Origin of the sequence: Streptomyces litmocidini (assembly GCF_014649755.1) — a bacterium.
Taxonomy (GTDB): Bacteria; Actinomycetota; Actinomycetes; order Streptomycetales; family Streptomycetaceae; genus Streptomyces; species Streptomyces litmocidini.
On sequence record NZ_BMTQ01000004.1, the window covers coordinates 280,546 to 304,776 of the forward strand.

Genomic DNA, 24,231 nt, shown 5'->3' on the forward strand with positions numbered 1-24,231 from the left:
CGGACCTGACGCCGCCCCGGCCGCGCGTCCACGGAGGAGACCCCCTGTCGCCGCGCCCCGGACGGAACGGAGCCCATGCGTAGCTACAACCCCGACCTGACGCCGCCCTGGAAGAAGCCGGCGCCCGTCCCGGAGGTCCCGGCGGAGCGCGACCTGGTCGTCGAGGAGGTCGCCACGGGCTTCTGCGGGGCGGTGATCCGCTGCGAGGCGGGCACGGTGACCCTGGAGGACCGCTTCGGCAAGCACCGGGTCTTCCCGCTGGAGCCGCGCGGCTTCCTCCTGGAGGGCAAGGTCGTGACCCTGGTCCGCCCCGCGTCCGACGGGCCGGTGCGCCCCGCCCGTACGGCCTCCGGCTCGATCGCGGTCCCGGGCGCACGCGCGCGCGTGGCGCGGGCGGGCCGGATCTACGTCGAGGGCCGCCACGACGCGGAGCTCGTGGAGCGGGTCTGGGGCGACGACCTGCGGATCGAGGGCGTGGTCGTGGAGTACCTGGAGGGCGTCGACGACCTGCCGGCGATCGTCGCGGAGTTCGCCCCGGGACCGGACGCCCGGCTCGGCGTCCTGGTGGACCACCTGGTCCCGGGCTCGAAGGAGTCGAGGATCGCCGCGCAGGTGACCTCCCCGGACGTCCTGGTCGTCGGCCACCCGTACATCGACGTCTGGGAGGCGGTGAAGCCGTCCGCCCTGGGCATCCCGGCCTGGCCGGCGGTCCCCCGCGGCCAGGACTGGAAGACGGGCGTCTGCCGGGCCCTCGGCTGGCCCTCGGACAACACGGGCGCGGTCTGGCAGGCGATCCTCAAGCGCGTCCACTCCTACAAGGACCTGGAGCCGGAGCTGCTGGGCCGGGTGGAGGAACTGATCGACTTCGTGACGGCACCGTAGCGCCCCGCGCCCCGCAGGACGGCCCCCGACCCGTGCGGACGGTGCCTCCGTCCGCCCGCCGTGTGGGCAGTCGTCCCGCTGGGGCGGGACGGGTGGGCACACGGGACGGCGCCCTTCAGCGGCGCCTCCGCGTTCCGCGCCCGGACCCGCATCCCGCGCGCGGCGCACAACGGGGTGCGGGTCCGGGCGCGGCAGCCCCGGCGGGACGGCAGCCCGTGTCGGGGCGGCGACGGGCACCGCCCCGGCAGCGCCTCAGTCCACCAGGTCCCGCACCACCGCGTCCGCCAGCAACCGCCCCCGCAGCGTCAGCACGGCCCGCCCGCCCGCGTAGGGCCCGGGCGCGAGGAGCCCGTCCTCCAGGGCCTTCCGGGACGCGGCCAGCCCCGCCGGCCTGAGGATCGACAGTTCGACCCCCTCCCGCAGCCGCAGCTCCAGGAGGACGCGCTCCACCCGCCGGTCCTCGTCCGACAGCAGCTCCCGCCCGGCCCCCGGCGACCGCCCGTCCGCGAGCGCCGCCGCGTACGCGCCGGGATGCTTCACGTTCCACCAGCGGACGCCGCCCACGTGCGAGTGGGCGCCGGGCCCGGCGCCCCACCAGTCGGCGCCGCGCCAGTACAGCTCGTTGTGGAGGCAGCGGCCCGCCTCGGAGGTGGCCCAGTTGGAGACCTCGTACCACGCGAAACCGGCCCGGGACAGCACGTCCTCCGCGATCAGGTAGCGGTCGGCGTGGACGTCGTCGTCGGTCATGGGCACCTCGCCGCGCCGGATGCGCCGGGCGAGCTGGGTGCCCTCCTCGACGATCAGCGCGTAGGCGCTGACGTGGTCCGGTCCGGCGCCGATCGCCGCTTCCAGCGAGGCCCGCCAGTCCTCGTCGGACTCGCCGGGCGTGCCGTAGATGAGATCGAGGTTGACGTGCTCGAATCCGGCGGCCCGCGCCTCGCCGACGCACGCCTCGGGCCGCCCCGGGGTGTGGGTGCGGTCGAGGACCTTCAGGACGTGCTGCCGGGCGCTCTGCATGCCGAAGGAGATCCGGTTGAAGCCTCCGGCGCGCAGCTCGGCGAGGTAGGCGGGGTCGACGGAGTCCGGGTTGGCCTCCGTCGTCACCTCGGCGTCGTCCGCGAGCCCGAACTCGTCCCGGACGGCGCCGAGCATCCGCACCAGGTCTGCGGCGGCGAGGAGCGTCGGGGTGCCGCCGCCGACGAACACGGTCCGCACGGGCCGGGGGTCGTCGCCGAGGACCTTGCGGGCGAGGCGGATCTCCTCGACGACCTGCTCGGCGTAGTTGTCGCGGGAGGCGAGCACGCCGCCCGTACCGCGCAGCTCGCTCGCCGTGTACGTGTTGAAGTCGCAGTAGCCGCAGCGCGTCGCGCAGTACGGCACGTGCAGGTAGAACCCGAGCGGCCGCTCCCCGGCCCCTTCGAGGGCGTGCGGGGGCAGTGCCCCGTCGTCGGGAACGGACTCACCATCGGGCAGTACGGAAGGCATGGGTCCCATTGTCCCGTACTGCCCGGGGTGGGGGTCCTGCGCGGCCGCTCAGGCCTCGCGGGAACCCGCGTACATCTCCTCGATGAGGTCCTTGTACTCCCGCTCGACGACCGGCCGCTTCAGCTTCAGGGACGGGGTGAGCTCGCCGTGCTCGATGTCGAGGTCGCGCGGCAGGAGGCGGAACTTCTTGATCGTCTGCCAGCGCTGGAGGCCCTCGTTGAGGCGGTCGACGTAGCCCTGGATCAGCTTCTCGGTCCGCGGGTCGGCGACGAGCTCCGCGTACGACGTGCCGCCGAGGTCGTGCTCGGCGGCCCAGCCGAGGAGGGCGGGCTCGTCGAGGGCGATGAGCGCGGTGCAGAAGTTCCGGTCGGCGCCGTGGACGAGGACGTTCGAGACGAACGGGCAGACGGCCTTGAACTGGCCCTCGACCTCGGCCGGCGCGATGTACTTGCCGCCGGACGTCTTGATCAGGTCCTTCTTCCGGTCGGTGATCCGGAGGTAGCCGTCGGCGGACAGCTCGCCGATGTCGCCGGTGTGGAACCAGCCGTCGGGCTCCAGGACCTCGGAGGTCTTCTCCGGCAGGCCGTGGTAGCCCTCCATGATGCCGGGGCCGCGCAGCAGGATCTCGCCGTCGTCGGCGATGCGGACCTCGGTGCCGGGGAGCGGCTTGCCGACGGTGCCGGTGCGGTAGGCCTCGCCCGGGTTGACGAAGGAGGCCGCGGAGGACTCGGTGAGGCCGTACCCCTCCAGGATGTGGATGCCCGCGCCGGCGAAGAAGTAGCCGATCTCGGGGGCGAGGGCGGCGGAGCCGGAGACGCAGGCGCGCAGGTTGCCGCCGAAGGCCTCGCGGATCTTGGCGTAGACGAGCGCGTCGGCGACCTTGTGCTTCGCGGAGAGGCCGAAGGGCGCGGAGGCGGAGCCGGTGCGGCGGAAGTTGTCCTGGGTGGTCCTGGCGTACTCGCGGGCGACGCCGACCGCCCACTGGAAGATCTTGTACTTGGCGCCGCCGCCCGCGCGGGCCTTGGCGGCGACCCCGTTGTAGACCTTCTCGAAGATGCGGGGCACGGCCGCCATGTAGGTCGGCTGGACGACCGGCAGGTTCTCGATGATCTTGTCGACGCGGCCGTCGACGGCGGAGACGTGGCCGACCTCGATCTGGCCGGAGGTGAGGACCTTGCCGAAGACGTGGGCGAGCGGCAGCCACAGGTAGGACACGTCGTCCGGGGTGAGCAGGCCGGTGGCGGCGATGGCCCTGGCCATGTACGACCAGTTGTCGTGCGGGAGGCGGACGCCCTTGGGGCGGCCGGTGGTGCCGGAGGTGTAGATGAGAGTGGCGAGCTGCGTGGGGGTGATCGCCGCGACCCGCTCCTTGACCGCCTCGGGGTGCTCGACCAGATGGGTCTTGCCGCGTTCCTCCAGCTCCGCGAGGGAGAGGACGAACTCGCCGTCGCTCTCCACCCCGGTGGCGTCGATGACGACCACGTGGCGGAGGTTCGGCAGCTCGGCGCGGCGCTCGACGGCCTTGGCCAGCTGGGCCGCGTCCTCGGCGATGAGGACCCTCGACTCGGAGTCGGAGAGGATGAACGCCGACTCGTCGGCGTTGGTCTGCGGATAGACCGTGGTGGTCGCGGCACCCGCGCACATCACGCCGAGGTCGGCGAGGATCCACTCCACCCGGGTGGAGGAGGCGAGGGCGACGCGCTCCTCGGCCTGGACGCCGAGGTCGACGAGGCCGGCGGCGATCGCGTAGACCCGCTCGGCGGCCTGTCCCCAGCTGAGCGACTTCCAGTCGTCCGGGCCGGCGCCGGAGGCGGCGGGGACCGGGTAGCGGTAGGCCTCCGCGTCCGGGGTCCGCTCGACGCGCTCAAGGAAGAGGGTCGCCACGGAGGGCGGCCGGTTCTCGATCTGGGTCTGTGTGTCGCTCACGACGTCCTCCGGGCGGCGGCGGTGCCTGCTGGTGGTTCGTAACTAACTGGCGAGTAACCTTCGAGCCGGGATCAGAGTAAAGGCCCGAGGACCGGCGCGTAAGGCCTTGCAGGGCGTCGCTTCATAACGAACGGGCCCACGCGCACGCGGCACGTGGACCCGTTGGTTGCACAGGGCAGCTACTTCGAGCGCCCCGGGCTACTTCTTCTTGCCGGAGGACTCGTCGCTGGACAGGACGGCGATGAAGGCCTCCTGCGGCACCTCCACCGAGCCGACCATCTTCATGCGCTTCTTGCCTTCCTTCTGCTTCTCCAGCAGCTTCCGCTTACGGGAGATGTCACCGCCGTAGCACTTGGCGAGGACGTCCTTCCGGATGGCGCGGATGGTCTCACGGGCGATGACCCGGGAGCCGATGGCGGCCTGGATGGGCACCTCGAAGGCCTGCCGCGGGATGAGCTCGCGCAGCTTGGCGACGAGCCGGACACCGTAGGCGTACGCGGCGTCCTTGTGGGTGACGGCCGAGAAGGCGTCCACCTTGTCGCCGTGCAGCAGGATGTCGACCTTGACCAGGCTGGAGGCCTGCTCTCCGGTGGGCTCGTAGTCGAGGGAGGCGTAACCGCGCGTCTTGGACTTCAGCTGGTCGAAGAAGTCGAAGACGATCTCGGCGAGGGGCAGGGTGTAGCGGATCTCGACCCGGTCCTCGGAGAGGTAGTCCATGCCGATGAGCGTGCCGCGACGGGTCTGGCAGAGCTCCATGATCGCGCCGATGAACTCGCTCGGGGCGAGGATCGTGGCGCGCACGACGGGCTCGAACACGTCGCTGATCTTGCCCTCGGGGAACTCGCTCGGGTTCGTGACCGTGTGCTCGCTGCCGTCCTCCATGACCACGCGGTAGACCACGTTGGGGGCGGTGGCGATCAGGTCGAGCCCGAACTCGCGCTCCAGACGCTCGCGGATCACGTCGAGGTGGAGGAGGCCGAGGAAGCCGACGCGGAAGCCGAAGCCGAGCGCGGCGGAGGTCTCCGGCTCGTAGACCAGCGCGGCGTCGTTGAGCTGCAGCTTGTCGAGGGCCTCGCGGAGGTCCGGGTACTCCGAGCCGTCCAGCGGGTAGAGGCCCGAGAAGACCATCGGCTTCGGGTCCTTGTAGCCGCCGAGCGGCTCGGTGGCGCCCTGGTTCAGGGAGGTGATCGTGTCACCGACCTTGGACTGCCGGACGTCCTTCACACCGGTGATGATGTAGCCCACCTCGCCGACGCCGAGACCGTCGGAGGAGGTCATCTCGGGCGACGAGACACCGATCTCCAGCAGCTCGTGGGTGGCGCCGGTCGACATCATCCGGATGCGCTCGCGCTTGTTGAGCTGCCCGTCGACGACACGCACATAGGTCACGACGCCCCGGTACGAGTCGTACACGGAGTCGAAGATCATCGCGCGGGCGGGCGCGTCGGCGACGCCGACCGGCGCCGGAACGTCCCGGACCACCCGGTCGAGCAGCGCCTCGACGCCCATGCCGGTCTTCGCGGAGACCTTGAGGACGTCCTCCGGCTGGCACCCGATGAGGTTGGCGAGCTCCTCGGAGAACTTCTCCGGCTGGGCGGCCGGCAGGTCGATCTTGTTGAGGACGGGAACGATCGTGAGGTCGTTCTCCATCGCGAGGTACAGGTTCGCGAGGGTCTGCGCCTCGATGCCCTGCGCGGCGTCCACGAGGAGGATCGTGCCCTCGCAGGCGGCGAGCGAGCGCGAGACCTCGTAGGTGAAGTCGACGTGTCCGGGGGTGTCGATCATGTTCAGGATGTGCGTACTGCCCTGAGCCGGCCCCTCGGTCGGCGCCCACGGCAGCCGGACCGCCTGGGACTTGATCGTGATGCCGCGCTCCCGCTCGATGTCCATGCGGTCGAGATATTGGGCACGCATCTGCCGCTGGTCGACCACACCGGTCAGCTGGAGCATCCGGTCGGCAAGCGTGGACTTGCCGTGGTCGATGTGCGCGATGATGCAGAAGTTGCGGATCAGAGCCGGGTCGGTACGGCTCGGCTCGGGCACGTGGGTAGGAGTCGCGGGCACGCAGGGATCTCGTCTCGGGCGATGTTCAGAACGGATACGTAGACACCATGGTCCCATGCCCGGCGCCCGGCGCCCGGTTTGGGCGGCCCCGAGGGCGGCTGATATCGTGGACAGCTGTGTCTCGCATGCCCTCTCAGCTGTGAGACGCGTCCAGAAGGAACACCGAACCTGTAAAGGCTCTTTTCGTGGCGAACATCAAGTCCCAGATCAAGCGGAACAAGACGAACGAGAAGGCGCGCCTGCGCAACAAGGCCGTCAAGTCCTCGCTCAAGACCGCGATCCGCAAGGCCCGTGAGGCTGTCGCCGCCGGCGACCTCGAGAAGGCCACCGTTGCCACTCGCGCCGCCTCGCGTCAGCTCGACAAGGCTGTCTCGAAGGGTGTCATCCACAAGAACGCCGCCGCCAACAAGAAGTCGGCGCTGGCGATCAAGGTTGCCTCCCTCCAGGGCTGAGCTCTGATGTGATCGGCCGTACGGGAACCAGCGGGCCCTCTACCACGCTCCCGCCCGGCCACCCAGGACTCGCACGCGGACGCGTTCGCCACGCGTGTGCGAGCCCACCAGCACCAACGCCGAAGGCCCCGCCGCCTCCTTCCCCAGGAGCGCCGGGGCCTTCGGCGTACCCCGGGGCGGGTCGGGATGCGGGGACCAGGACGCGTCCGAGACGGGACCGGGGACCAGGCCGGGACAGGGACCTGGTGGGGAGAAGGGCCGCCTGACCCACGGCCACGCCACGGCACGGCCAACCACGACACCTGGCACTCGGCACTCGGCACTCGGCACCACGAAGCTGCCCCGGGGCTGCGGGCAGCGCGTGCCACAGAGGCACGGAACAGTCGAACGGCATGAGCCGGGGGCCGGAGGCGGGGGCATGAGCCGGAGACGGAACGGCCGGACGGCGCGAGCCGGGGGGCCGGAGGCGGGGGCATGAGCCGGGGACGGAACGGCCGGACGGCGCGAGCCGGGGACCGGACCCAGCGGAACGAGCCCGGCCCTGGAACAGCCGAACGGCACGAGCCGGGGGCCTGAGCCGGAGCCGGAGGCGCGAGCCCGGAACAGCCGAACGGCACGGGCCGGGGGCCGGAGGTCGCGGCGCGAAGCTGCCGCCCGGCCATGGGGCCCGGCGGGGCCGGGGACGGAGCCCCCGGGCAAGAACCTCGACCCCCGCCGGCCCCGGCAGGGTTTCGGGGAGGGGTGGGGTGGGGGACCCGATCGAACCCCAGCCACGAACCGCCCCGCACCACAAGGCCACCCCGGCCCACCCCGCACCGCCGGCCGCTGAGGCCCCGGCCGCCGGGCCTCAGCCCCGCCGCATCCTCGCCGCCCGCGCCACCGCGACCACCGCCTTCTCCAGGGCGTACTCCGGGTCGTCGCCCCCGCCCTTCACCCCCGCGTCCGCCTCCGCGATCGCCCGCAGGGCCAGCGACACCCCGTCCGGGGTCCAGCCGCGCATCTGCTGCCGCACGCGGTCGATCTTCCAGGGCGGCATGCCCAGCTCCCGCGCCAGGTCGGCCGGCCGGCCGCCCCGCGCCGAGGAGAGCTTGCCGATCGCCCGTACCCCCTGGGCCAGCGCGCTGGTGAGGAGCACGGGAGCGACCCCGGTCGAGAGGGACCAGCGCAGGGCCTCCAGTGCCTCGGCCGCCCGCCCCTCGACGGCACGGTCCGCGACGTTGAAGGAGGAGGCCTCGGCGCGGCCCGTGTAGTACCGCCCGACGACGGCCTCGTCGATCGTCCCGTCCACGTCGGACGTGAGCTGCGCGACCGCGGACGCGAGCTCCCGCAGATCGCTGCCGATCGAGTCCACGAGCGCCTGGCAGGCTTCGGGCGTGGCCGAACGACCCAGCGCCCGGAACTCCTGCCGCACGAACGTCAGCCGTTCCGCCGGCTTCGTCGTCCTCGGGCAGGCGACCTCCCGGGCCCCCGCCTTGCGCACCGCGTCGAGCAGCCCCTTGCCCTTGGCGCCACCGGCGTGGAGCAGGACGAGCGAGATGTCCTCGACGGGGTCGCCCAGGTACGCCTTGACGTCCTTGATCACCTCGGCGGAGAGGTCCTGCGCGTTCCGCACGATCAGCACCTTGCGCTCGGCGAAGAGCGAGGGGCTGGTGAGCTCGACCAGCGCCCCGGGCTGGAGCTGGTCGGGGGTGAGGTCGCGCACGTCCGTGTCGGCGTCGGCGGCCCGCGCGGCCGCCACCACCTCCTGGACGGCGCGGTCGAGGAGCAGGTCCTCCTGTCCCACGGCGAGCGTCACGGGGCCGAGGAGGTCGTCGGGGGAAGTCTTTCTGGTGGCCATCGCGAACCAGCATCCCACGGGCCACTGACACCGACGCCCGGGAAGGGGACGAGAATGGCGGGGTGAGCGAACGACACGTACTGGTACTGCCCGACCGCGACGCCGCCGAGGAGGTCGCCGGGGAGCTCCCCGACCGTTTCGGGGTGGCCGAGGAACCGCAGCTCGTACGGGACGCCCTGGCCGGGGAGGACGACGCCGAGGACGCGCAGTGGCTGGTGGTCGTCGAGGATCCGGACGCCCGCCTCGACCCGACGGCGCTGGACGCCCTGGCCGCCGAGTACGAGGGCTGGCTGGAAGCCCCGTAGGGTCGCGGGGCCGCCCGGGCCCCGGTCCCGCGCCTCCGCCAGGGCGCCGGTCCGCCGAACCCGCCACCGCCCGGCCCCGGATCCGCCCGTCAGCCCGTCAGCCCGTCAGCCCTTCTTGGGGACGATCTGGACGTCGAGCTCGATGCTGATGCTGGACCCTACGGCCGCGATGCCCCGCGCGAGCAGCGTCTGCCAGGTGAGGGTGAAGTCCTCCCGGTGCAGTTCGGTGGTGGCCCGGCAGGCGCCCCGGGTCTCGCCCTCCAGGCCGTTCCCGAGGCCCAGGTACTGGGTGTCCAGGGTGACCGTACGGCTCACTCCGTGGAGGGTGAGGGCCCCGGTGACGGCCCAGCGGCTGCCGCCCCGGTGGACGAAGCGCTCGCTGAAGAACTCCACCGTCGGGTAGGCGCCGACGTCGAGGAAGTCGCCGGAGCGCAGGTGGTCGTCGCGCATCCGCACGCCGGTGTCGATGGAGGCCGCGTCGATGACGACGTGCATCGCGGAGCGCTCCATGCGTTCGGCGATCCGGACCGCGCCCGCGAAGCCGTTGAACCGGCCGTGGATCCGGGCGAGGCCGATGTGGCGCGCCGTGAAGCCGATCTGCGAGTGCGCGGGGTCGATCTCCCAGTCTCCGGGCTCCGGGAGCTGGGGCTGGGGCGCGACCTGGAGCAGGACGTCGCCGAGGCCCTGGTGCCGGCCCTCGGCGACGACGGCGCCGCCGTGGTAGGGGGTGTAGCCCTCGGAGGTGACGGCGACCCGGTACTCGCCCGCCGGTACGGTCGCGAGGACCGTGCCGTACGGGTCGGTCTCGCCGGCCAGGACCTTGCGGCCCGCCGTGTCGCTGACGACGAACTCGGCCTGCCGGACGGGTTCGTGCACGGGGTCGAGCACCCGGCAGCTGAGCACGCCCGCCGAGGAGGGGACGGAGAGACCGGCGAGCGGGCCGCCGCGCGAGGCCCCCGCCGCCCGCTTCCCGAAGAGACGATCGAACATTCTTCACGCACCCCCGTGCGACTCATTCACTATGCAACGAAGTCGCATTCGATCACCATTGAGGCGTTCGAGGCAAACGGGGCGAGTGCAGGCAAGTGTTACTCAGGGTCCGAATTGAGGATTCCGCTTCGTACGGCCGGCAGCACGTCGAGTTCGATGCCGAAGAGCTCCCGGTACGCCTTCCTCACCTCGTCGTCACCGTCGAGGACCCGCTCCTCACGCTCGCCGTGAACCCGGATGATCAACTTCGGGGCGCTGAGGGTGATCCGGCCCTCCTCGGTGAGCCGGGAGCAGATGAGGGACCGCGGAAAGTGCGAGTCGGGCGAGGTCTGGTGGTACCAGGCGCCTGCAGCGAAGTCGGCGAGCTCCCGCGGCCGCGGCTCCAGCCGGTACTGCGGCTTGCCGTCCCGCGACACGTCGAGATCCCCGTCCGCGGTCTCCGCGATCCGGAAGACCCCGCCCGGATCCTCCTGGTCGTCACGCGCGTCGAAGGCCAGCGGAAAGTGGCTGTGGTCGCCGAACCCGACGTCCGCCAGCCACCGCTCCCCCTCCGCCGTCTCCACGAGCAGCGCCATGTGGTCGTACGGAATGCCCGGCTTCCCGTGCGGCCCGATGACCCGCCCCTGGAGCAGCGCGACTTCGTACCCGAGTCCTCTCAGCAGGACGGCGAACGCCGTGTTGACCTCGTAGCAGAACCCTCCCCTGCGGGCGCCGACCACCTTGTCGAGCAACGCCTTCTCCTCCAGGACGACGGGCTCGCCGAGATGGATCGAGAGGTTCTCGAAGGGCACGGCCCGCAGATGGAGCAGGTGCAGCTCGCGCAGAGCGGCGGCGTCCGCACGCTCCGGCCGCCGCGCGCCGATACGACGCAGATAGGCCTCGACGGTGGTCGCGTCGGCGGCGAAAGGCTCAGCCCCGACGGGTTCGCTCGTGGGAGGTTCGGATGTCGTCACACCGGCAGTCTGCCCGCTCGATGATCACTCCGCTCGATGATCCGCTCCTCCGTCCGGCAGTCACCGATTCCCCTTCCTTCGCGGACGGTTACCGCATCCGCGGCAGCGGCGAGGGCAGCAGCCGGTCACGGACTCGCGGGTCGGCCCGGCAGCCCGGGTGGCGGTGAGGGGCCTCCTCCCGGCACGGCCACCAGGTCTCCTCCCGCCCCCACCACCGCGACGGCCCCGTCCCGGTCGGTCCGCAGCACCCGGGCACCGCCCGCCCCCAGCGCCTCCAGCGTCCGGGGCGAAGGATGGCCGTACGGATTGTCGCGTCCCGCCGACACGAGCGCGAGCCTCGGCCTCACCGCCCGCATCAGGCCCGGGTCCTGGTGCGCGGAACCGTGATGGGCGACCTTGAGCACGTCCACCGGCCCCAGCCCCGGATGCAACCCCATCAGCGCCCGCTGGGCCGGCGGTTCGAGATCCCCGAGCAGCAGCAGGCTCAGTCCTGCGGCGGTACGGACGAGCAGCGTGACACTGGCGTCGTTGGGCCCCTCGACGGACGACCCGAAGGCACCGCCCCCTCCGGCACCGGTCCACGGCCAGAGCACCCGCCACTCCAGGGCACCGACCCTCCGCCGCTCGCCCGGCTCCGCACGGATCATCGGCACCCCTGCCGCGGCAGCGGTCCGCCGCACGAACGCCGCCTGACCGGGCGGCTCTTCGAGCCCCGTGGTCTGGATCGCGCCCACCGCCCTCCCCCGCAGCACGCCGGGAAGCCCGGCCACGTGGTCGGCATGGAAGTGGGTGAGCACCACCAACGGCACCCTCCGCACCCCGAGTTCACGCAGACAGCGGTCGACCGGCAGGGGGTCGGGGCCCGCGTCCACCACGACGGCGGAGTCCCCGCCCGCCGCGAGCACCGTCGCGTCCCCCTGCCCCACCTGGCACATGGCGAACGCCCAGCCCGGCGGCGGCCATCCCGTGACCCACCGGGCCAGCGGCGCCGGCCGCACCACCACGAGCAGGAGCAGCCCGGCGACGAGCGCGCCGACCACACCCCGGTACGGCAGTCTCCGCACCCCGAGCACCACCAGCGCCGTGAGCAGCGCCAGCGCGAGGCCGCCCCACCACCCGCCGGGCCAGGACAGCTCGGCCCCCGGCAGTGCGGCGCCCGTACGGGCCACCCGCGCCAGCCACCCGGCCGGCCATCCCGCCACCCACGCCAGCCCCTCCGCCGCAGGCATCCAGACCGTCGCCAGGGCGAGCGTGGCGAACCCGCACACCGTCGCCGGCGCCACCGCCAGCTCGGCGAAGAGGTTCGCCGGGACGGCGACCGGACTCACCCGGGCGGCGAACACCGCCACGACCGGCGCGCACACCGCCTGTGCCGCCAGGGCCGCGCCCAGCGCCTCCGCCGCCCGCCCGGGCACCCCGCGCCGGCGCAGCGCCTCGCTCCAGCGCGGGGCGATCGTCAGCAGCGCCCCGGTCGCCAGGACCGAGAGCAGGAAGCCGTAGCTCCGGGCGAGCCAGGGGTCGTAGAGCACCAGGACGAGGACGGCGGCGGCCAGCGCGGGGATCAGCGATCTCCGCCGTCCGGTACCGATCGCGAGCAGCGCGACCAGCCCGCAGGCCGCGGCGCGCAGCACGCTCGGTTCCGGTCGGCAGACCACCACGAACGCGAGCGTCAGCCCTCCCCCGGCCAGCGCCGTGACCCGCAGCGACAGTCCGATCCGCGGCGCGAGCCCGCCCCGCTCCACCTGTTGTGCCCGCCCGGGCCGCCCGATGAGCAGGAGCAACACCACCGTGAGGTTGCTGCCGGAGACCGCCAGGAGGTGGGTGAGGTCGGTCGCCTCGAACGCGTCCCGCAGCTCGGGGCCGATCCTGGAGGTGTCCCCCACGACGAGCCCGGGCAGCAGGGCCCTGGCGTCCGGGGCGAGCTTCTCCGTCGCCTCCCGCAGTCCGGCGCGCAGGCTTCCCGCCGTCCGCTGCAGGGCGTTCGGCGGGCCGACGATCCGTGGAGGGCCGGCCCCGTCGACCTTGAGCACGGCGGCGAAGGGCTCACCAGGTCGCAGCGGCGGCGCGAGCCGGGCACCGACCCGCAGCCGGGTGGTGGGAAGGAGGCGCAGCCATCCCTCCCGCCCCTTCCCCGAGGGCACGACCAGCAGGACCGGCGTCCGGGTCCGGTGGACCGAGCCGTCCGACCGATCGACCCGGGTCACCTCGCCGTCCAGGAGGATCGAGACCGGCGCCATCGCGTTGCCCCGGACCTTGGGCCGGGTGAGCCGTGGGTCGGAGGTCACCGTCACCTCCAGCCGCGCCCGCGCGTGCTCCCGCGCCAGCTCCGGCACGGGGCCCCGCCGCAGATCCGCCGCGTGCAGCCCTGCCGAGGCCGCTCCGGCCGCCGCGCAGAGCAGCACCCCGGCCCATGCGGTCGCCCGTAATCGCCTCCCCGCCGTGGTCCCCCGTGCGGCGGCCTCACGAACACCGCCCGGGTCCCCGCGCCGCCGCCGGACCTGCCCCCGCACCAGCAGGGTCAGGGCTCCCGCCAGGCAGACGGTGACACCGGCCGCGGTCCACCGACCGGTGGCGCCCACGGCCCAGGCCGCCGCCGCCCAGGCGGCCGCCGCGAGGGGAACGAGGCGGAGATCGGTCGGTCCCTCCCGGCACGACGACCGCCCCGCGCCACGCTCCCCGTCGATCCCCTGGTCCGGCTTCATGGCCGCACCAGCGGCTCGAGGTCGGCGAAACGGCGCTCCCCGATGCCGTTGACCTCCCGCAGCTCCGCGACCGAGCGGAAGCCGCCGTGCTCCGTCCGGTGGTCGACGATGTGCCGGGCGAGCACGGGTCCCACGCCCGGGAGGCCGTCGAGTTGTTCCGCCGTGGCCGTGTTGAGGCTCAACGGCGCCCCCGGCGCACCGCCCCCGGCACCACCGCCCGGTCCGGGGCCGCCCCGGCCGGGGCCGGCCGGACCGGAGCCGGCCGCCGGCGTCCCCGGCAGACCGACCAGGATCTGCTCGCCGTCGAACAGGACGCGAGCCCGGTTGACCCCGGTGAGATCCGCGTCGGGCTCCGCCCCGCCCGCCGCCCGCAGGGCGTCCGCCACCCGCGAGCCGGCCGGCAGGGTCAGCACCCCGGGCCTGCGCACCTTGCCGCCGATGTCGACGACGACCCGCGCTCCGGCGGCCCCGGCCCCGGCCTCCCGCGCCGCTCCCGGCCCCGCCCCCGCCGCCGCCCCCGGGCCGCTCCTCGGCACGGGCACGGCGGCCGCGGGAGCGGCGGCGTGGACGAGTGCGGGAGCGCGTACCGGCTCCGGCCGCCCGGTCCAGAAGTACCCGCCCGCGAGACCGGCGGCCACGAGCAACACCACCGTCAGCGCGGCCAGCGCCCTCGGTTCGAGCCCGCACCTGGTCTGCACCCACACCGGGGTCCGGTCACGGAGCAGCGCGACCACCCGCTCCCGCACTCCCGGCGGGGAACCGCGCTCCGGAGCCTCCGGCGCTGGCGGCGCTTCCGGCACCTCCCACGCTTCCGGCGCCGGCGGTGTCACCGTCGGGAACAGGGCGTCCGCCCGCCGCCGCACGGCTCCCCCGGGCGCTGCGGCGGCCTGCCCGGCCCGGGCGCGCCTCCGGGCCCGCCCGGCAGGCGAACCCCGCCCTCCGGGGCGACTGCGCCCGTCCGAACCGGGCGCCCGTCCGGGCCCGCTCGTCGGGGCGCCCGCCGAGCCCGAGGTCCTGGAAGCGGTCGATGCGATGTGTGTACGAAGAGTCATGTCCGTGACGGTAGGGATCACGACCGGCCCGTGCGGAGATCGGCCGTCTTCCGTGGACAGGTACTTCGCTGTGGAAAACTCCGTCACCCCCGCGAGGGACGAACGGAACCCGACCGTCGGGGCGGCCGATGGCGACGCGTCGAGCCGGGCGGCCTCAGCGCGGCGAGACGACGACCGCGAGGAGACCGGGGCCCGTGTGGGCTCCGATGACCGCTCCCACCTCGCTGACCTGGAGTTCCTCGATCCCCGGCAGGCGCTCCTCGAGCCGGTCCGCGAGCGCGGCGGCGCGCTCCGGTGCGGAGAGGTGGTGCACGGCGATGTCGACGGCACCGGAGCCGGCCTGCTCCACGGCGATCTCCTCCAGGCGCGCGATGGCCTTCGACGCCGTCCGCACCTTCTCCCGCAGTTCGATCCGCCCGCCGTCGAGTTCGAGGAGCGGCTTCACCGCGAGCGCCGAGCCCAGCAGGGCCTGCGCGGTGCCGATGCGGCCGCCCCTGCGCAGGTAGTCCAGGGTGTCGACGTAGAAGTAGGCGGACGTTCCCGCGGCGCGCTTCTCGGCCGCCGCGACCGCCTCGTCGAGGGAACCGCCGGCCTCCACGACCTGCGCCGCCGCGAGGGCGCAGAAGCCCAGCGCCATGCCGACCATGCGGGTGTCCAACACGCGTACGGGAACGGGGGCGTTCTTGGCCGCGAGCACGGCGGCGTCGTAGGTCCCGGAGACCTCGGCGGACAGATGGAGCGAGACGATGCCCTTCGCACCCGCCTCGGCGGCCTCCCGGTAGGCCTTCGCGAAGACCTCGGGGCTCGGCCGCGAGGTGGTGACGGACCTGCGCTTCTGCAAGGCCTCGGCCAGTGCCTTCGCCGAGATCTCGGTGCCCTCCTCAAGGGCGCGGTCGCCGATGACGACGGTCAGCGGGACCGTGGTGATGGCGTGCCGCTCCCTCGTCTGGCGTGGCAGGTAGGCCGTGGAATCGGTGACGATCGCGACATGCCGGGACATGAGCGGGAGGTTACCCGCCGAGGCTCCCCCACGGCAGCCCGGCCCCCCTCCCTGACCGCCCGCGTCCGGCACGGCACCGCCCCGGGCCGTGTCGTCAGGTGGTGGTCTCCGGGCGGGCCGACTTCTCCCAGGGGTGGGCAGCCCGGCGGGGATCGGGCGCCGTGATCGCGGACGGCTCTCCGTCGGCCGTCGGGCCCGTCTCGCGGGCGGGACGGGCGGACTGCCCCCACCCGCCGGTCGTCGCCGCGTCCGCCGCCCCGGCACCGGCCGACGTCCCCGGCACGGCGTCCGGGCTCGTCCAGTGGCGCAGGGCGCCCGCCTCGACGTCGATCTGGGCGCTGAGCGACGACAGGTCGTCCTCGGCGAACTTCAGGGCCCGCTCCCGGGCGGCGCGGCGCAGCGCGTCGGCCGAGCCCGTGATCCGCTCGGTCCGGGCGGCGAGTTCGGGCAGCTGGCCGGCCACCCACGCCCGGTCGGGCTCCCGCTCCAGTCGCTTCAGGTCCGCGTCCAGCTCGAGTCCATGGGCGCTGAGGCGGTGGAACAGTTCGAGCGACTCCTTCAGCGAGGCGTCCTCGCCGACCCCGTCCTGCAGCGCCTCCTGGGTGGCGCGCATCGAGGTGCGCAGCGAGAGCCGGAGCCGGGCGAGCTCGCTCGCGGCCCCGGCCTGTCCGAAGCTCTTGGCGCGGAGTGTGGTGTCCTCGACCGTGCGCCGGGCCTGGTCGATGGTGCGGTCGACCCCGCGCTTGGCGGCCTTCGCGACCTTCACGGTGACGTACACCCCGAGCGCCACGAAGGACAAGAAGAGCAGCGCCATGATCGTGATAATCGTGGCTTCCATGTGCGCCCCTCCGGCGTCCGTCGATTCCCCACGGCTGTGGTTCCTCCACGTTAAACGGAACGGGCAGGTTGGGGGTTCCATCGGAACCCCCAACCTGCCCGTAGGGGAAACCCCTATGTGCCGCTAACCGGCGACGATGTTGACCAGCTTCGGCGCGCGCACGATCACCTTGCGGATCTGGGCGCCGCCCAGCGCCGCGACCACGTGCGGGTCGGCCAGGGCCAGCGCCTCCAGCTCCGCGTCCGTGATCGACGGGGAGACCTCCAGGCGCGCCTTGACCTTGCCCTTGATCTGCACGACGCAGGTGACGGTCTCGTCCACGACGTACGCCGGGTCGGCGACCGGGAAGTCCTGGTGGACGACCGAGTCGGTGTGGCCCAGCTTGCGCCACAGCTCCTCGGCGATGTGCGGGGCCAGCGGGGCGACCAGCAGGACCAGCCGCTCGGCGACCGACCGGGAGACCGCGCCACCGGACTTGGTCAGGTGGTTGTTCAGCTCGGTGATCTTGGCGATGGCGGTGTTGAAGCGCATCGCGGCCATGTCCTGCGAGACGCCGTCGATCGCCTTGTGCAGGGCGCGCAGCGTGTCCTCGTCGGGCGCGGTGTCGACGACCGTGACCTCGCCGGTCGCCTCGTCGACGACGTTGCGCCACAGGCGCTGCAGCAGCCGGTACTGGCCGACCACCGCGCGCGTGTCCCAGGGACGCGACACGTCCAGCGGGCCCATGGCCATCTCGTACAGGCGCAGGGTGTCGGCGCCGTACTCGGAGCAGATCTCGTCCGGCGTGACCGCGTTCTTCAGGGACTTGCCCATCTTGCCCAGGACGCGGCTGACCTTCTCGCCCTGGTAGTGGAACGCGCCGTCCCGCTCCTCGACCTCGGCCGCCGGCACGGCGATCCCGCGCGCGTCCCGGTACACGAAGGCCTGGATCATGCCCTGGTTGTAGAGCTTGTGGAACGGCTCGGCCGAGGAGATGTGCCCCAGGTCGAACAGGATCTTGGACCAGAAGCGCGCGTACAGCAGGTGCAGCACGGCGTGCTCGGCACCGCCGACGTACAGGTCGACGCCGCCGGTCGGCATGCCCTCGCGCGGGCCCATCCAGTACTGCTCGACGGCGGGGTCGACCAGCTTCTCGGAGTTGTGCGGGTCCAGGTAGCGCAGCTCGTACCAGCAGGAGCCGGCCCAGTTGGGCATGGTGTTGGTCTCGCGCCGGTAGCGGCGCGGGCCGCGGCCGTCGCCCAGGTCCAGGGTGACGTTGACCCAGTCCTCGTTGCGGGACAGCGGGGTCTCCGGCTGGGTGTCCGCGTCGTCGGGGTCGAAGGTGCGCGGCGAGTAGTCCTCGACCTCCGGCAGCTCCAGGGGCAGCATCGACTCGGGCAGCGAGTGGGCGACGCCGTCCTCGTCGTAGACGATCGGGAAGGGCTCGCCCCAGTACCGCTGGCGGCTGAACAGCCAGTCGCGCAGACGGAAGTTGACGGTGCCCTCGCCGATGCCGCGGTCGGCCAGCCAGGCGGTGATCTTCGCCTTGGCGTCGACGACGCCCAGGCCGTCCAGGGAGATCTCGTCGTTGGCCGAGTCGACCAGCTTCGCCTCGTACGAGGAGAAGGCGTCCTCCCAGGTCGACGGGTCGGTGCCGCGGTCGTCGCTCGGCTCCACGACGCAGCGCATCGGCAGCTCGAAGGCGCGCGCGAAGGCGAAGTCACGGCTGTCGTGCGCCGGGACGGCCATGATCGCGCCGGTGCCGTAGCCCATCAGGACGTAGTCGGCGATGAAGACCGGCACCTGCTGACCGCTGACCGGGTTGGTCGCGTACGCGCCGGTGAAGACGCCGGTCTTGTCCTTGGCCTCGGCCTGGCGCTCGACGTCGGACTTCGAGGCGGCCTGCTTGCGGTAGGCGTCGACGGCCTCGGAGGGGGTGGCGTGACCGCCGGTCCACACCTCGTGGGTGCCTTCGGGCCAGGCGGCCGGGACGATCTTCTCGACCAGGTCGTGCTCGGGCGCCAGGACCATGTAGGTGGCGCCGAACAGGGTGTCCTGGCGGGTGGTGAAGACGGTGATGGCTCCGGCGTCGCCGACCTGGAAGTCGACGCGGGCGCCTTCGGAGCGGCCGATCCAGTTCCGCTGCTGGAGCTTGATGGCCTCGGGCCAGTCCAGCGCGTCCAGGTCGTCCAGCAGGCGGTCCGCGTAGGCGGTGATCCGCATGTTCCACTGGCGCAGCTTGGCCTTGAAGACGGGGAAGTTGCCGCGCTCGGAACGGCCGTCGGCGGTGACCTCCTCGTTGGCCAGGACGGTGCCCAGGCCGGGGCACCAGTTGACCGGGGCGTCGGAGGCGTACGCCAGGCGGTACTCGCCCAGGACGTCGGAGCGCTCGGCGGCGCTCAGCTCGCTCCACGCGCGCGTGCCGGGGACCTCACGCGTGCCGTTCTCGAACTGCTCGATCAGTTCGGCGATCGGCCGGGCCTTCTCGGCCTCGTCGTCGTACCAGGAGTTGAAGATCTGCAGGAAGATCCACTGGGTCCACTTGTAGTACTCCGGGTCGATCGTGGCGAACGACCGGCGCTTGTCGTGGCCTAGGCCCAGCCGGCGCAGCTGGACCTTCATGTTCTCCATGTTGGCCTCGGTGGACACACGCGGGTGCGTGCCCGTCTGCACGGCGTACTGCTCGGCCGGCAGGCCGAAGGCGTCGAAGCCCAGGGTGTGCAGCACGTTGTGGCCGGTCATGCGCGCGTGGCGGGCGAAGACGTCCGTGGCGATGTAGCCCAGCGGGTGGCCGACGTGCAGTCCCGCACCCGAGGGGTACGGGAACATGTCCATGATGAACTTCTTGGGCAGGGCGGCGACGGCGGGGTCGCCCGCCAGGTCACCGGTGGGGTTCGGCGCCTCGTAGGTTCCCTCAGCGTCCCAGAAGTCCTGCCAGCGTGCCTCGATGTCGGCGGCCATGGCCGCCGTGTAGCGATGAGGGGCCGCCGTCTCGGCGGCCGTCGTGATCTCGGTCATGGTCCTTGATGCTCCATCGATCGTCTCTGCCCACTGCCACGAACTGCCCGAAATGAAAAATCCCCTCGCACAGGAGGGGATGCCGCGCCGACTCCGACGGGGTGTCTTCCACCCGTCGGGACTGGTCAGCGCGGCTCGGTAAGCAGGAGGCGTACGGCACGCATGGCGCCAGGGTACCGCAGGGCCCGAGCGGGCCGCACCGACGTTCCACGGAGCGGCGGCGGAGGGCGGCGGAGGAGCCGTACACGAAGAAGCGGGCCACCCGATCCGGGTGGCCCGCTTTCTCATCTGTGGAGCTAAGGAGAATTGAACTCCTGACCTCCTGCATGCCATGCAGGCGCTCTACCAACTGAGCTATAGCCCCGCGTGCGGGAATTTCAGATTACCGCAGAACCGGTACTGGCCATCCGATCCGGATGGCCAGCTTCCGTTCTGTGGAGCTAAGGAGAATTGAACTCCTGACCTCCTGCATGCCATGCAGGCGCTCTACCAACTGAGCTATAGCCCCTTGTTCCGTCGTCCCCGCTTCCATGTTCCTCGCGGCGACGGACAGAACACTAACGGCCCGCCCGGCAGATCGCCAAATCCGTTTCTCCGGCCCCTCGGGGGGCCCGGGTAGGGTCGCCGACTGTGTCCGTCTCCGCGCTCTCCCGAACCCGCGCCCGGCCGTGGCCCCTGGCCACCGCCGCGGCGGTCTGTCTGCTCTCGTTCGCGGCCTTCTGGGTGGCGCAACGCCTCGCCCACGTGAACATGCTCGACGTGATGGTCTACCGGGCCGAGGGGGAGACGGTCCGGGCCGGCGGCGACCTGTACGCGATGCGCGCCACCTCGGCGAACCTCGGCATGACCTACCCGCCCTTCGCGGCGCTTCTGTTCGTCCCGCTCACCCTGGTGGGCGTCCCGCTGATGCGGACGCTCACCACGGCGGGGAACCTGCTCCTGGTGGTCGCCCTGGTGCAGCTGTCGCTCCAGCTGGTCCGCCCCTCGCTGTCGCGTGCGGACCTGTGGCGCACGACGCTGTGGGTCGCCGCCGTCGTGGTCTGGTGCGAGCCGGTGTGGACGACCCTGCGGTACGGCCAGATCAACCTGCTCATAGCGGTGGCGGTGCTGTGGGACCTCACCCGCCGCGAGGGCAGCCGCCGGGCCGGCCTGGGCATCGGCCTGGCGACGGCGGTGAAGCTCACCCCGGGGCTCTTCGTGGTCCTCCTGCTCGCCGCCGGCCTGCTGCTGTGGCGCCGGGACCGGGACGTGAACCAATGGCTGCGCACGGCGCTGACGGCGACCGGGGTGTTCCTCGGGACGACGCTGGCCGTGGCGCTCGCCCTGCCCGCGGACTCGAAGCGGTTCTGGACCGAGACCCTGTTCGAGACCGGCCGGGTCGGCTTCGCCGAGGAGACCGCCAACCAGTCGATCCGCGGGGTCCTGGCCCGGCTGATGCACACGGACGACCCGGGCATGTGGTGGGCGGTGACGGCGGCCGTCCTGGGCGGCGCGGCGATGGTGCTCGCGGTACGGGCGGCGGTGCGCGGCGACAAGGCGGTGGCCGTGGTCGTCTGCGCGTTCACGGCGCTGATGATCAGCCCGATCTCGTGGTCCCACCACTGGGTCTGGTGCGTGCCCCTGCTGATCCTGCTCGCGGACCGCGCCACGCGCGCGTGGCCGGTGACGGGGGCGGTGGCACTGGCCTTCGCCTCGTTCGCGCTGTGGTGGGTCCCGCACGACCCGGGCCGACCCGAACTGGACCAGAACGCCGGACAGATGCTGCTGTCGGCGGTCTATCCGCTGACGACGACGGCGCTGCTCGTGGGATACGCGCTGACGCTGCGGCGTCAGGCCGTCGCGAAGGAGTAGAAGCGCTTGAGGGTGCAGTGCTCGTCGAGGAGCCGGCCGTAGATCGGCTCCCCCTCCAGCTCGCGGTAGGTCTCGATGGGGTCGCCTTTTATGATCAGCGCCCGCGCGCACTCCTCGCACCAGTACTGGAATTCGGGATTGACGGGGTCCATGTCGCGCACGATGGGCGTGCCGCTGCCGCACCAGTCGCACTTCCGCCTGTGTGCACCCATCAATCAGCTCCAGCTGTGGCCGCAGGTCGTGCACCCATAGGACACCCTGCCGTTGTCGCCGAGCACTTGGGTCACCCTCCCGTCCGGATCCTCGTCCCCCTCCGGCCGTCCGATTCTGCCATGGCCCCGCAAGAGGGTCAGCGTGATCGTCGCGGCAGCCCCGCGACGGCACCCACGACGGAGGTGGCGGCCAGGGCGAGGGCGGTCGCCCACAGCGCGTCGGCGGAGTCCTGAGCTCCGGTGTCCGCGTACCGGCCGAGGAAGAGGGTGCCGAACGTGGCGACGCCCACGAGCTGACCGAGCTGGGTGACGGTGGCGAGCAGTCCGCTGGCGTCGGCCGCGTCCTCGGGACGTACGGTGGCCAGCGCCCCGGTCAGGGCAGGACCGAAGGCCAGCGAGATCCCCGCGCCGAGCGCGCCCAGGACCGGGTAGAGCCCCCAGCCGCCGGTGCCGCCGCCCGCGAGCAGCCCTCCGACGGCGAGGAGCGCCGCGGCCGCGAGCAGGAAGCCCGCCGGCACCAGCCCGCGGTGCAGCCGGGCGGGCCAGCGCCGCCAGGTCAGGCCGACGGCACCGAAGACGACGGCGGCGGGTCCGAAGGTGAGCCCGGCGCGCAGGGCGCTGTGGCCGAGGCCGCCCTGCAGGTGCAGGGTCAGGGTGAAGAGGAAGCCGGCGTTGACGCCCATGGCCACGGAGATCCGGAGGACGGCCCGCCCCATCCCGGGGGCGCGCAGCACGCGCGGGGCGATCAGCGGTGTGCCGCCGCGCCGGGCGAGCCGGGACTCGTAGGCGCCGAAGACGACGGCGAGCAGCAGCGAACCGCCGAGGGAGAGCCGGGACCACAGCGGCCAGTCCTGCTCCTGGCCGAGGACCAGGGGGACGGTCAGCAGGGACACGGCGGCGGCGAGCAGGAGCAGACCCGGCAGATCGAGGGCACGCGCACGCGTGGACCCGGCGCGGGCGTCGCGGGGCAGCACCCGGGCGCCGAGGACGAGCAGGGCGATCCCGAGGGGGACGTTGACCAGGAAGACCGGCCGCCAACCGGTGCCGAAGAGGTCGGCGCTGACCAGGACGCCGCCGGCGACCTGACCGGCGGCCGCGCCGGTGGCCAGGACCGCGGAGTAGGCGCTGAGGGCCCGGACCCGGCGCTCGCCCGTGAAGGTGCGCTGGATGAGGCTCAGCACCTGAGGGATCATCAGGGCCGATCCCGCGCCCTGCGCCAGCCGGAAGGCGATCAACTGTCCGGTGTCCGCGGCGAGTCCGCAGGCGAGCGAGGCGGCGGTGAACAGGGCGAGGCCGCCGAGGTACGCCCGCCGGTGGCCGATCAGGTCTCCGAGGCGGGCCCCGGTGATCAGCAACACCGCGTAGGTGACGGTGTATCCGGCGATGACGAGCTGGAGCGCCCCTCCGGACGCGGAGAGCTCGGTCCGGATGGTGGGGGCGGCGACGTTGACGATGAAGACGTCGAGGAGCGCCATGAACTGGGCGGCGAGCACCGCTCCGAGCAGCAGGCCGGGGCGGTTGTCGGTGGCACGGTCTTTACTGGGTGCGGGACGTATCGCGGTCGAGGTCATGCGAAGAGCGTGGCCGTGATCGGATACGGGTGACGAGAGCCCGCCGATGCTGGTACCGACACCACCTGGCAGCGGCGGCACGGGGACTCGACCATGGGGGTGTGACGATCGTGGCAGCGCTACCGACACAGCGCCGACGGCGACCGGAACTGGCCGCGTTCCTGCGCAGCCGCCGGGCCAGGGTGACCCCGGAGGACGTGGGCATGCCGCCGGGGCTCCGCCGGCGCACCCCGGGGCTGCGCCGCGAGGAGGTCGCCCAGCTCTCCGGCGTCGGCGTCACCTGGTACACCTGGCTGGAGCAGGGCCGGCCGATCAACGCCTCCGCGCAGGTCCTCGACGCGGTGGCCCGCACCCTCCGGCTCGACCGGCCGGAGCGCGAGCATCTCTACCACCTCGCCGAAGTGCCGTACGCCCCGGACCGGCCGGTCCCCGACATCCCGGAGGTGAGCCCGGAGATCCAGGGGATCCTCGACGCCCTGGACCCGCTCCCGGCGGTGCTCTACAACGCGCGGTACGACGTGCTGGCGACCAACTTCTTGTACGAGCGGCTCCTGATGCAGGACGGACCAGGCCTGGACACCGGCCCGTTCGGCATACGCAACGTGCTCTGGGCGCTCTTCACCGTGCCGGGGCCCAAGTGCCCGATGGTCGACCGGCAGCGGGAGCTGCCGCTGATGGTGGCCCAGCTGCGGGGCGCGTACGGCCGCCACGTGGGCGAGCCCGCCTGGGAGGAGTTCGTACGGCGCCTCACGGAGGCCAGCCCCGAGTTCGCCCGGCTCTGGCGCAGCGGTGACGTGGTCCCGCCCGGGACGCGGGTGAAGGTCTTCCGGCACGATCTGACGGGCGAGATCCGGCTGACCTCGGTCTCCCTCTCGGTCAACGGGATGCCGGAGTGCCGGATCGTGACGTACACGCCGAGCGACGAGGAGAGCCGTCGGGGGATCGAGATCCTGCGTGGGGCGAAAGGTGGCAGAACGACGGATCCCGCCCCCTGACGGGGACGGGATCCGGTGACTGTGGAGCTAAGGAGAATTGAACTCCTGACCTCCTGCATGCCATGCAGGCGCTCTACCAACTGAGCTATAGCCCCTTGTGTTCTTCGTGTTCTTCGCGC

At 72.6% G+C, this 24,231-nt stretch carries 18 protein-coding genes and 3 tRNA genes; 5 read left to right on the forward strand and 16 right to left on the reverse strand.

The features are described from left to right. Positions 1–75 precede the first annotated feature (75 nt). The gene (locus IE180_RS10905; protein WP_190156615.1) at positions 76–882 is read left to right on the forward strand and encodes a DUF3097 domain-containing protein; all 807 of its coding nucleotides are present in this window, start codon (positions 76–78) and stop codon (positions 880–882) included. A gap of 252 nt (positions 883–1,134) precedes the next feature. On the opposite strand, the gene hemW is transcribed toward IE180_RS10905, so the two are convergent. From hemW to lepA, 3 genes are all read right to left on the reverse strand, one after another. Continuing rightward, positions 1,135–2,376 (reverse strand): radical SAM family heme chaperone HemW, encoded by a 1,242-nt coding sequence (gene hemW, locus IE180_RS10910; protein WP_190156616.1) that lies wholly within the window; start codon positions 2,374–2,376, stop codon positions 1,135–1,137. A gap of 39 nt (positions 2,377–2,415) precedes the next feature. Then, positions 2,416–4,293, reverse strand: coding sequence for an AMP-dependent synthetase/ligase (locus IE180_RS10915; protein WP_190156617.1), 1,878 nt, complete (start codon positions 4,291–4,293; stop codon positions 2,416–2,418). A gap of 198 nt (positions 4,294–4,491) precedes the next feature. Further along, a complete protein-coding gene (lepA, locus tag IE180_RS10920; RefSeq protein WP_093876151.1) occupies positions 4,492–6,357 on the reverse strand; it encodes a translation elongation factor 4 in 1,866 nt (621 codons plus the stop codon). A gap of 185 nt (positions 6,358–6,542) precedes the next feature. On the opposite strand from lepA, the gene rpsT reads away from it, so the two are divergent. Continuing rightward, positions 6,543–6,809 (forward strand): 30S ribosomal protein S20, encoded by a 267-nt coding sequence (gene rpsT / locus IE180_RS10925; protein WP_093876150.1) that lies wholly within the window; start codon positions 6,543–6,545, stop codon positions 6,807–6,809. Positions 6,810–7,656: 847 nt separating this feature from the next. Here the strand turns inward: rpsT and holA are convergent. Further along, positions 7,657–8,646, reverse strand: a complete 990-nt coding sequence (gene holA / locus IE180_RS10930; protein WP_190156618.1) for a DNA polymerase III subunit delta — start codon at positions 8,644–8,646, stop codon at positions 7,657–7,659. 62 nt (positions 8,647–8,708) lie between these two features. On the opposite strand from holA, the gene IE180_RS10935 reads away from it, so the two are divergent. Continuing rightward, complete coding sequence (locus IE180_RS10935) at positions 8,709–8,951, forward strand: hypothetical protein (protein ID WP_190156619.1); 243 nt, start codon at positions 8,709–8,711, stop codon at positions 8,949–8,951. Between the two features lie 105 nt (positions 8,952–9,056). On the opposite strand, the gene IE180_RS10940 is transcribed toward IE180_RS10935, so the two are convergent. The 9 genes from IE180_RS10940 to IE180_RS10980 form a co-directional block, all read right to left on the reverse strand. Further along, positions 9,057–9,941 carry a YceI family protein gene (locus tag IE180_RS10940; protein WP_190156620.1) on the reverse strand — a complete coding sequence of 295 codons (885 nt, stop codon included), beginning with the start codon at positions 9,939–9,941 and terminating at the stop codon, positions 9,057–9,059. Between the two features lie 98 nt (positions 9,942–10,039). Next, positions 10,040–10,894 carry an arylamine N-acetyltransferase family protein gene (locus tag IE180_RS10945; protein WP_190156621.1) on the reverse strand — a complete coding sequence of 285 codons (855 nt, stop codon included), beginning with the start codon at positions 10,892–10,894 and terminating at the stop codon, positions 10,040–10,042. Positions 10,895–11,019: 125 nt separating this feature from the next. After that, entirely contained in the window at positions 11,020–13,596 is a 2,577-nt protein-coding gene (locus IE180_RS10950; protein ID WP_190156622.1) for a ComEC/Rec2 family competence protein, read from the reverse strand. After that, positions 13,593–14,648 (reverse strand): ComEA family DNA-binding protein, encoded by a 1,056-nt coding sequence (locus tag IE180_RS10955; RefSeq protein WP_190156623.1) that lies wholly within the window; start codon positions 14,646–14,648, stop codon positions 13,593–13,595. The genes IE180_RS10950 and IE180_RS10955 overlap by 4 nt, the downstream gene beginning before the upstream one ends. A 154-nt stretch (positions 14,649–14,802) precedes the next feature. Next, on the reverse strand, positions 14,803–15,648 hold the full coding sequence (locus IE180_RS10960; RefSeq protein ID WP_190156624.1) for a DegV family protein: 846 nt from the start codon (positions 15,646–15,648) through the stop codon (positions 14,803–14,805). Between the two features lie 94 nt (positions 15,649–15,742). Next, the gene (locus tag IE180_RS10965; RefSeq protein WP_190156625.1) at positions 15,743–16,486 is read right to left on the reverse strand and encodes a hypothetical protein; all 744 of its coding nucleotides are present in this window, start codon (positions 16,484–16,486) and stop codon (positions 15,743–15,745) included. Positions 16,487–16,609: 123 nt separating this feature from the next. Next, positions 16,610–19,483 (reverse strand): leucine--tRNA ligase, encoded by a 2,874-nt coding sequence (leuS, locus tag IE180_RS10970; protein ID WP_190156626.1) that lies wholly within the window; start codon positions 19,481–19,483, stop codon positions 16,610–16,612. Positions 19,484–19,774: 291 nt separating this feature from the next. Beyond that, a tRNA-Ala gene (locus IE180_RS10975) sits at positions 19,775–19,847 on the reverse strand. Between the two features lie 71 nt (positions 19,848–19,918). Then, positions 19,919–19,991, reverse strand: a tRNA-Ala gene (locus IE180_RS10980). Positions 19,992–20,113: 122 nt separating this feature from the next. Here IE180_RS10980 and IE180_RS10985 point away from each other — a divergent pair. Continuing rightward, positions 20,114–21,334, forward strand: a complete 1,221-nt coding sequence (locus IE180_RS10985) for a glycosyltransferase 87 family protein (protein WP_190156627.1) — start codon at positions 20,114–20,116, stop codon at positions 21,332–21,334. On the opposite strand, the gene IE180_RS10990 is transcribed toward IE180_RS10985, so the two are convergent. Continuing rightward, on the reverse strand, positions 21,313–21,546 hold the full coding sequence (locus IE180_RS10990; RefSeq protein ID WP_005317760.1) for a hypothetical protein: 234 nt from the start codon (positions 21,544–21,546) through the stop codon (positions 21,313–21,315). The genes IE180_RS10985 and IE180_RS10990 overlap by 22 nt on opposite strands. 137 nt (positions 21,547–21,683) lie before the next feature. Further along, positions 21,684–23,117 carry an MFS transporter gene (locus tag IE180_RS10995; protein WP_190156628.1) on the reverse strand — a complete coding sequence of 478 codons (1,434 nt, stop codon included), beginning with the start codon at positions 23,115–23,117 and terminating at the stop codon, positions 21,684–21,686. Between the two features lie 101 nt (positions 23,118–23,218). Here IE180_RS10995 and IE180_RS11000 point away from each other — a divergent pair, with 101 nt between their 5' ends. Further along, on the forward strand, positions 23,219–24,112 hold the full coding sequence (locus tag IE180_RS11000) for a helix-turn-helix transcriptional regulator (protein WP_190156629.1): 894 nt from the start codon (positions 23,219–23,221) through the stop codon (positions 24,110–24,112). A gap of 22 nt (positions 24,113–24,134) precedes the next feature. Here the strand turns inward: IE180_RS11000 and IE180_RS11005 are convergent. After that, a tRNA-Ala gene (locus IE180_RS11005) sits at positions 24,135–24,207 on the reverse strand. Positions 24,208–24,231 lie beyond the last annotated feature (24 nt).

Bases quoted from the DNA above. Each gene is read 5' to 3' on its own strand.
- IE180_RS10905 (WP_190156615.1), top strand. From the start codon at position 76: ATGCGTAGCTACAACCCCGACCTGACGCCGCCCTGGAAGAAGCCGGCG.
- hemW (WP_190156616.1), bottom strand. From the start codon at position 2,376: ATGGGACCCATGCCTTCCGTACTGCCCGATGGTGAGTCCGTTCCCGAC.
- holA (WP_190156618.1), bottom strand. From the start codon at position 8,646: ATGGCCACCAGAAAGACTTCCCCCGACGACCTCCTCGGCCCCGTGACG.
- IE180_RS10940 (WP_190156620.1), bottom strand. From the start codon at position 9,941: ATGTTCGATCGTCTCTTCGGGAAGCGGGCGGCGGGGGCCTCGCGCGGC.
- IE180_RS10950 (WP_190156622.1), bottom strand. From the start codon at position 13,596: ATGAAGCCGGACCAGGGGATCGACGGGGAGCGTGGCGCGGGGCGGTCG.
- IE180_RS10955 (WP_190156623.1), bottom strand. From the start codon at position 14,648: ATGACTCTTCGTACACACATCGCATCGACCGCTTCCAGGACCTCGGGC.
- IE180_RS10960 (WP_190156624.1), bottom strand. From the start codon at position 15,648: ATGTCCCGGCATGTCGCGATCGTCACCGATTCCACGGCCTACCTGCCA.
- IE180_RS10965 (WP_190156625.1), bottom strand. From the start codon at position 16,486: ATGGAAGCCACGATTATCACGATCATGGCGCTGCTCTTCTTGTCCTTC.
- leuS (WP_190156626.1), bottom strand. From the start codon at position 19,483: ATGACCGAGATCACGACGGCCGCCGAGACGGCGGCCCCTCATCGCTAC.
- IE180_RS10990 (WP_005317760.1), bottom strand. From the start codon at position 21,546: ATGGGTGCACACAGGCGGAAGTGCGACTGGTGCGGCAGCGGCACGCCC.
- IE180_RS10995 (WP_190156628.1), bottom strand. From the start codon at position 23,117: ATGACCTCGACCGCGATACGTCCCGCACCCAGTAAAGACCGTGCCACC.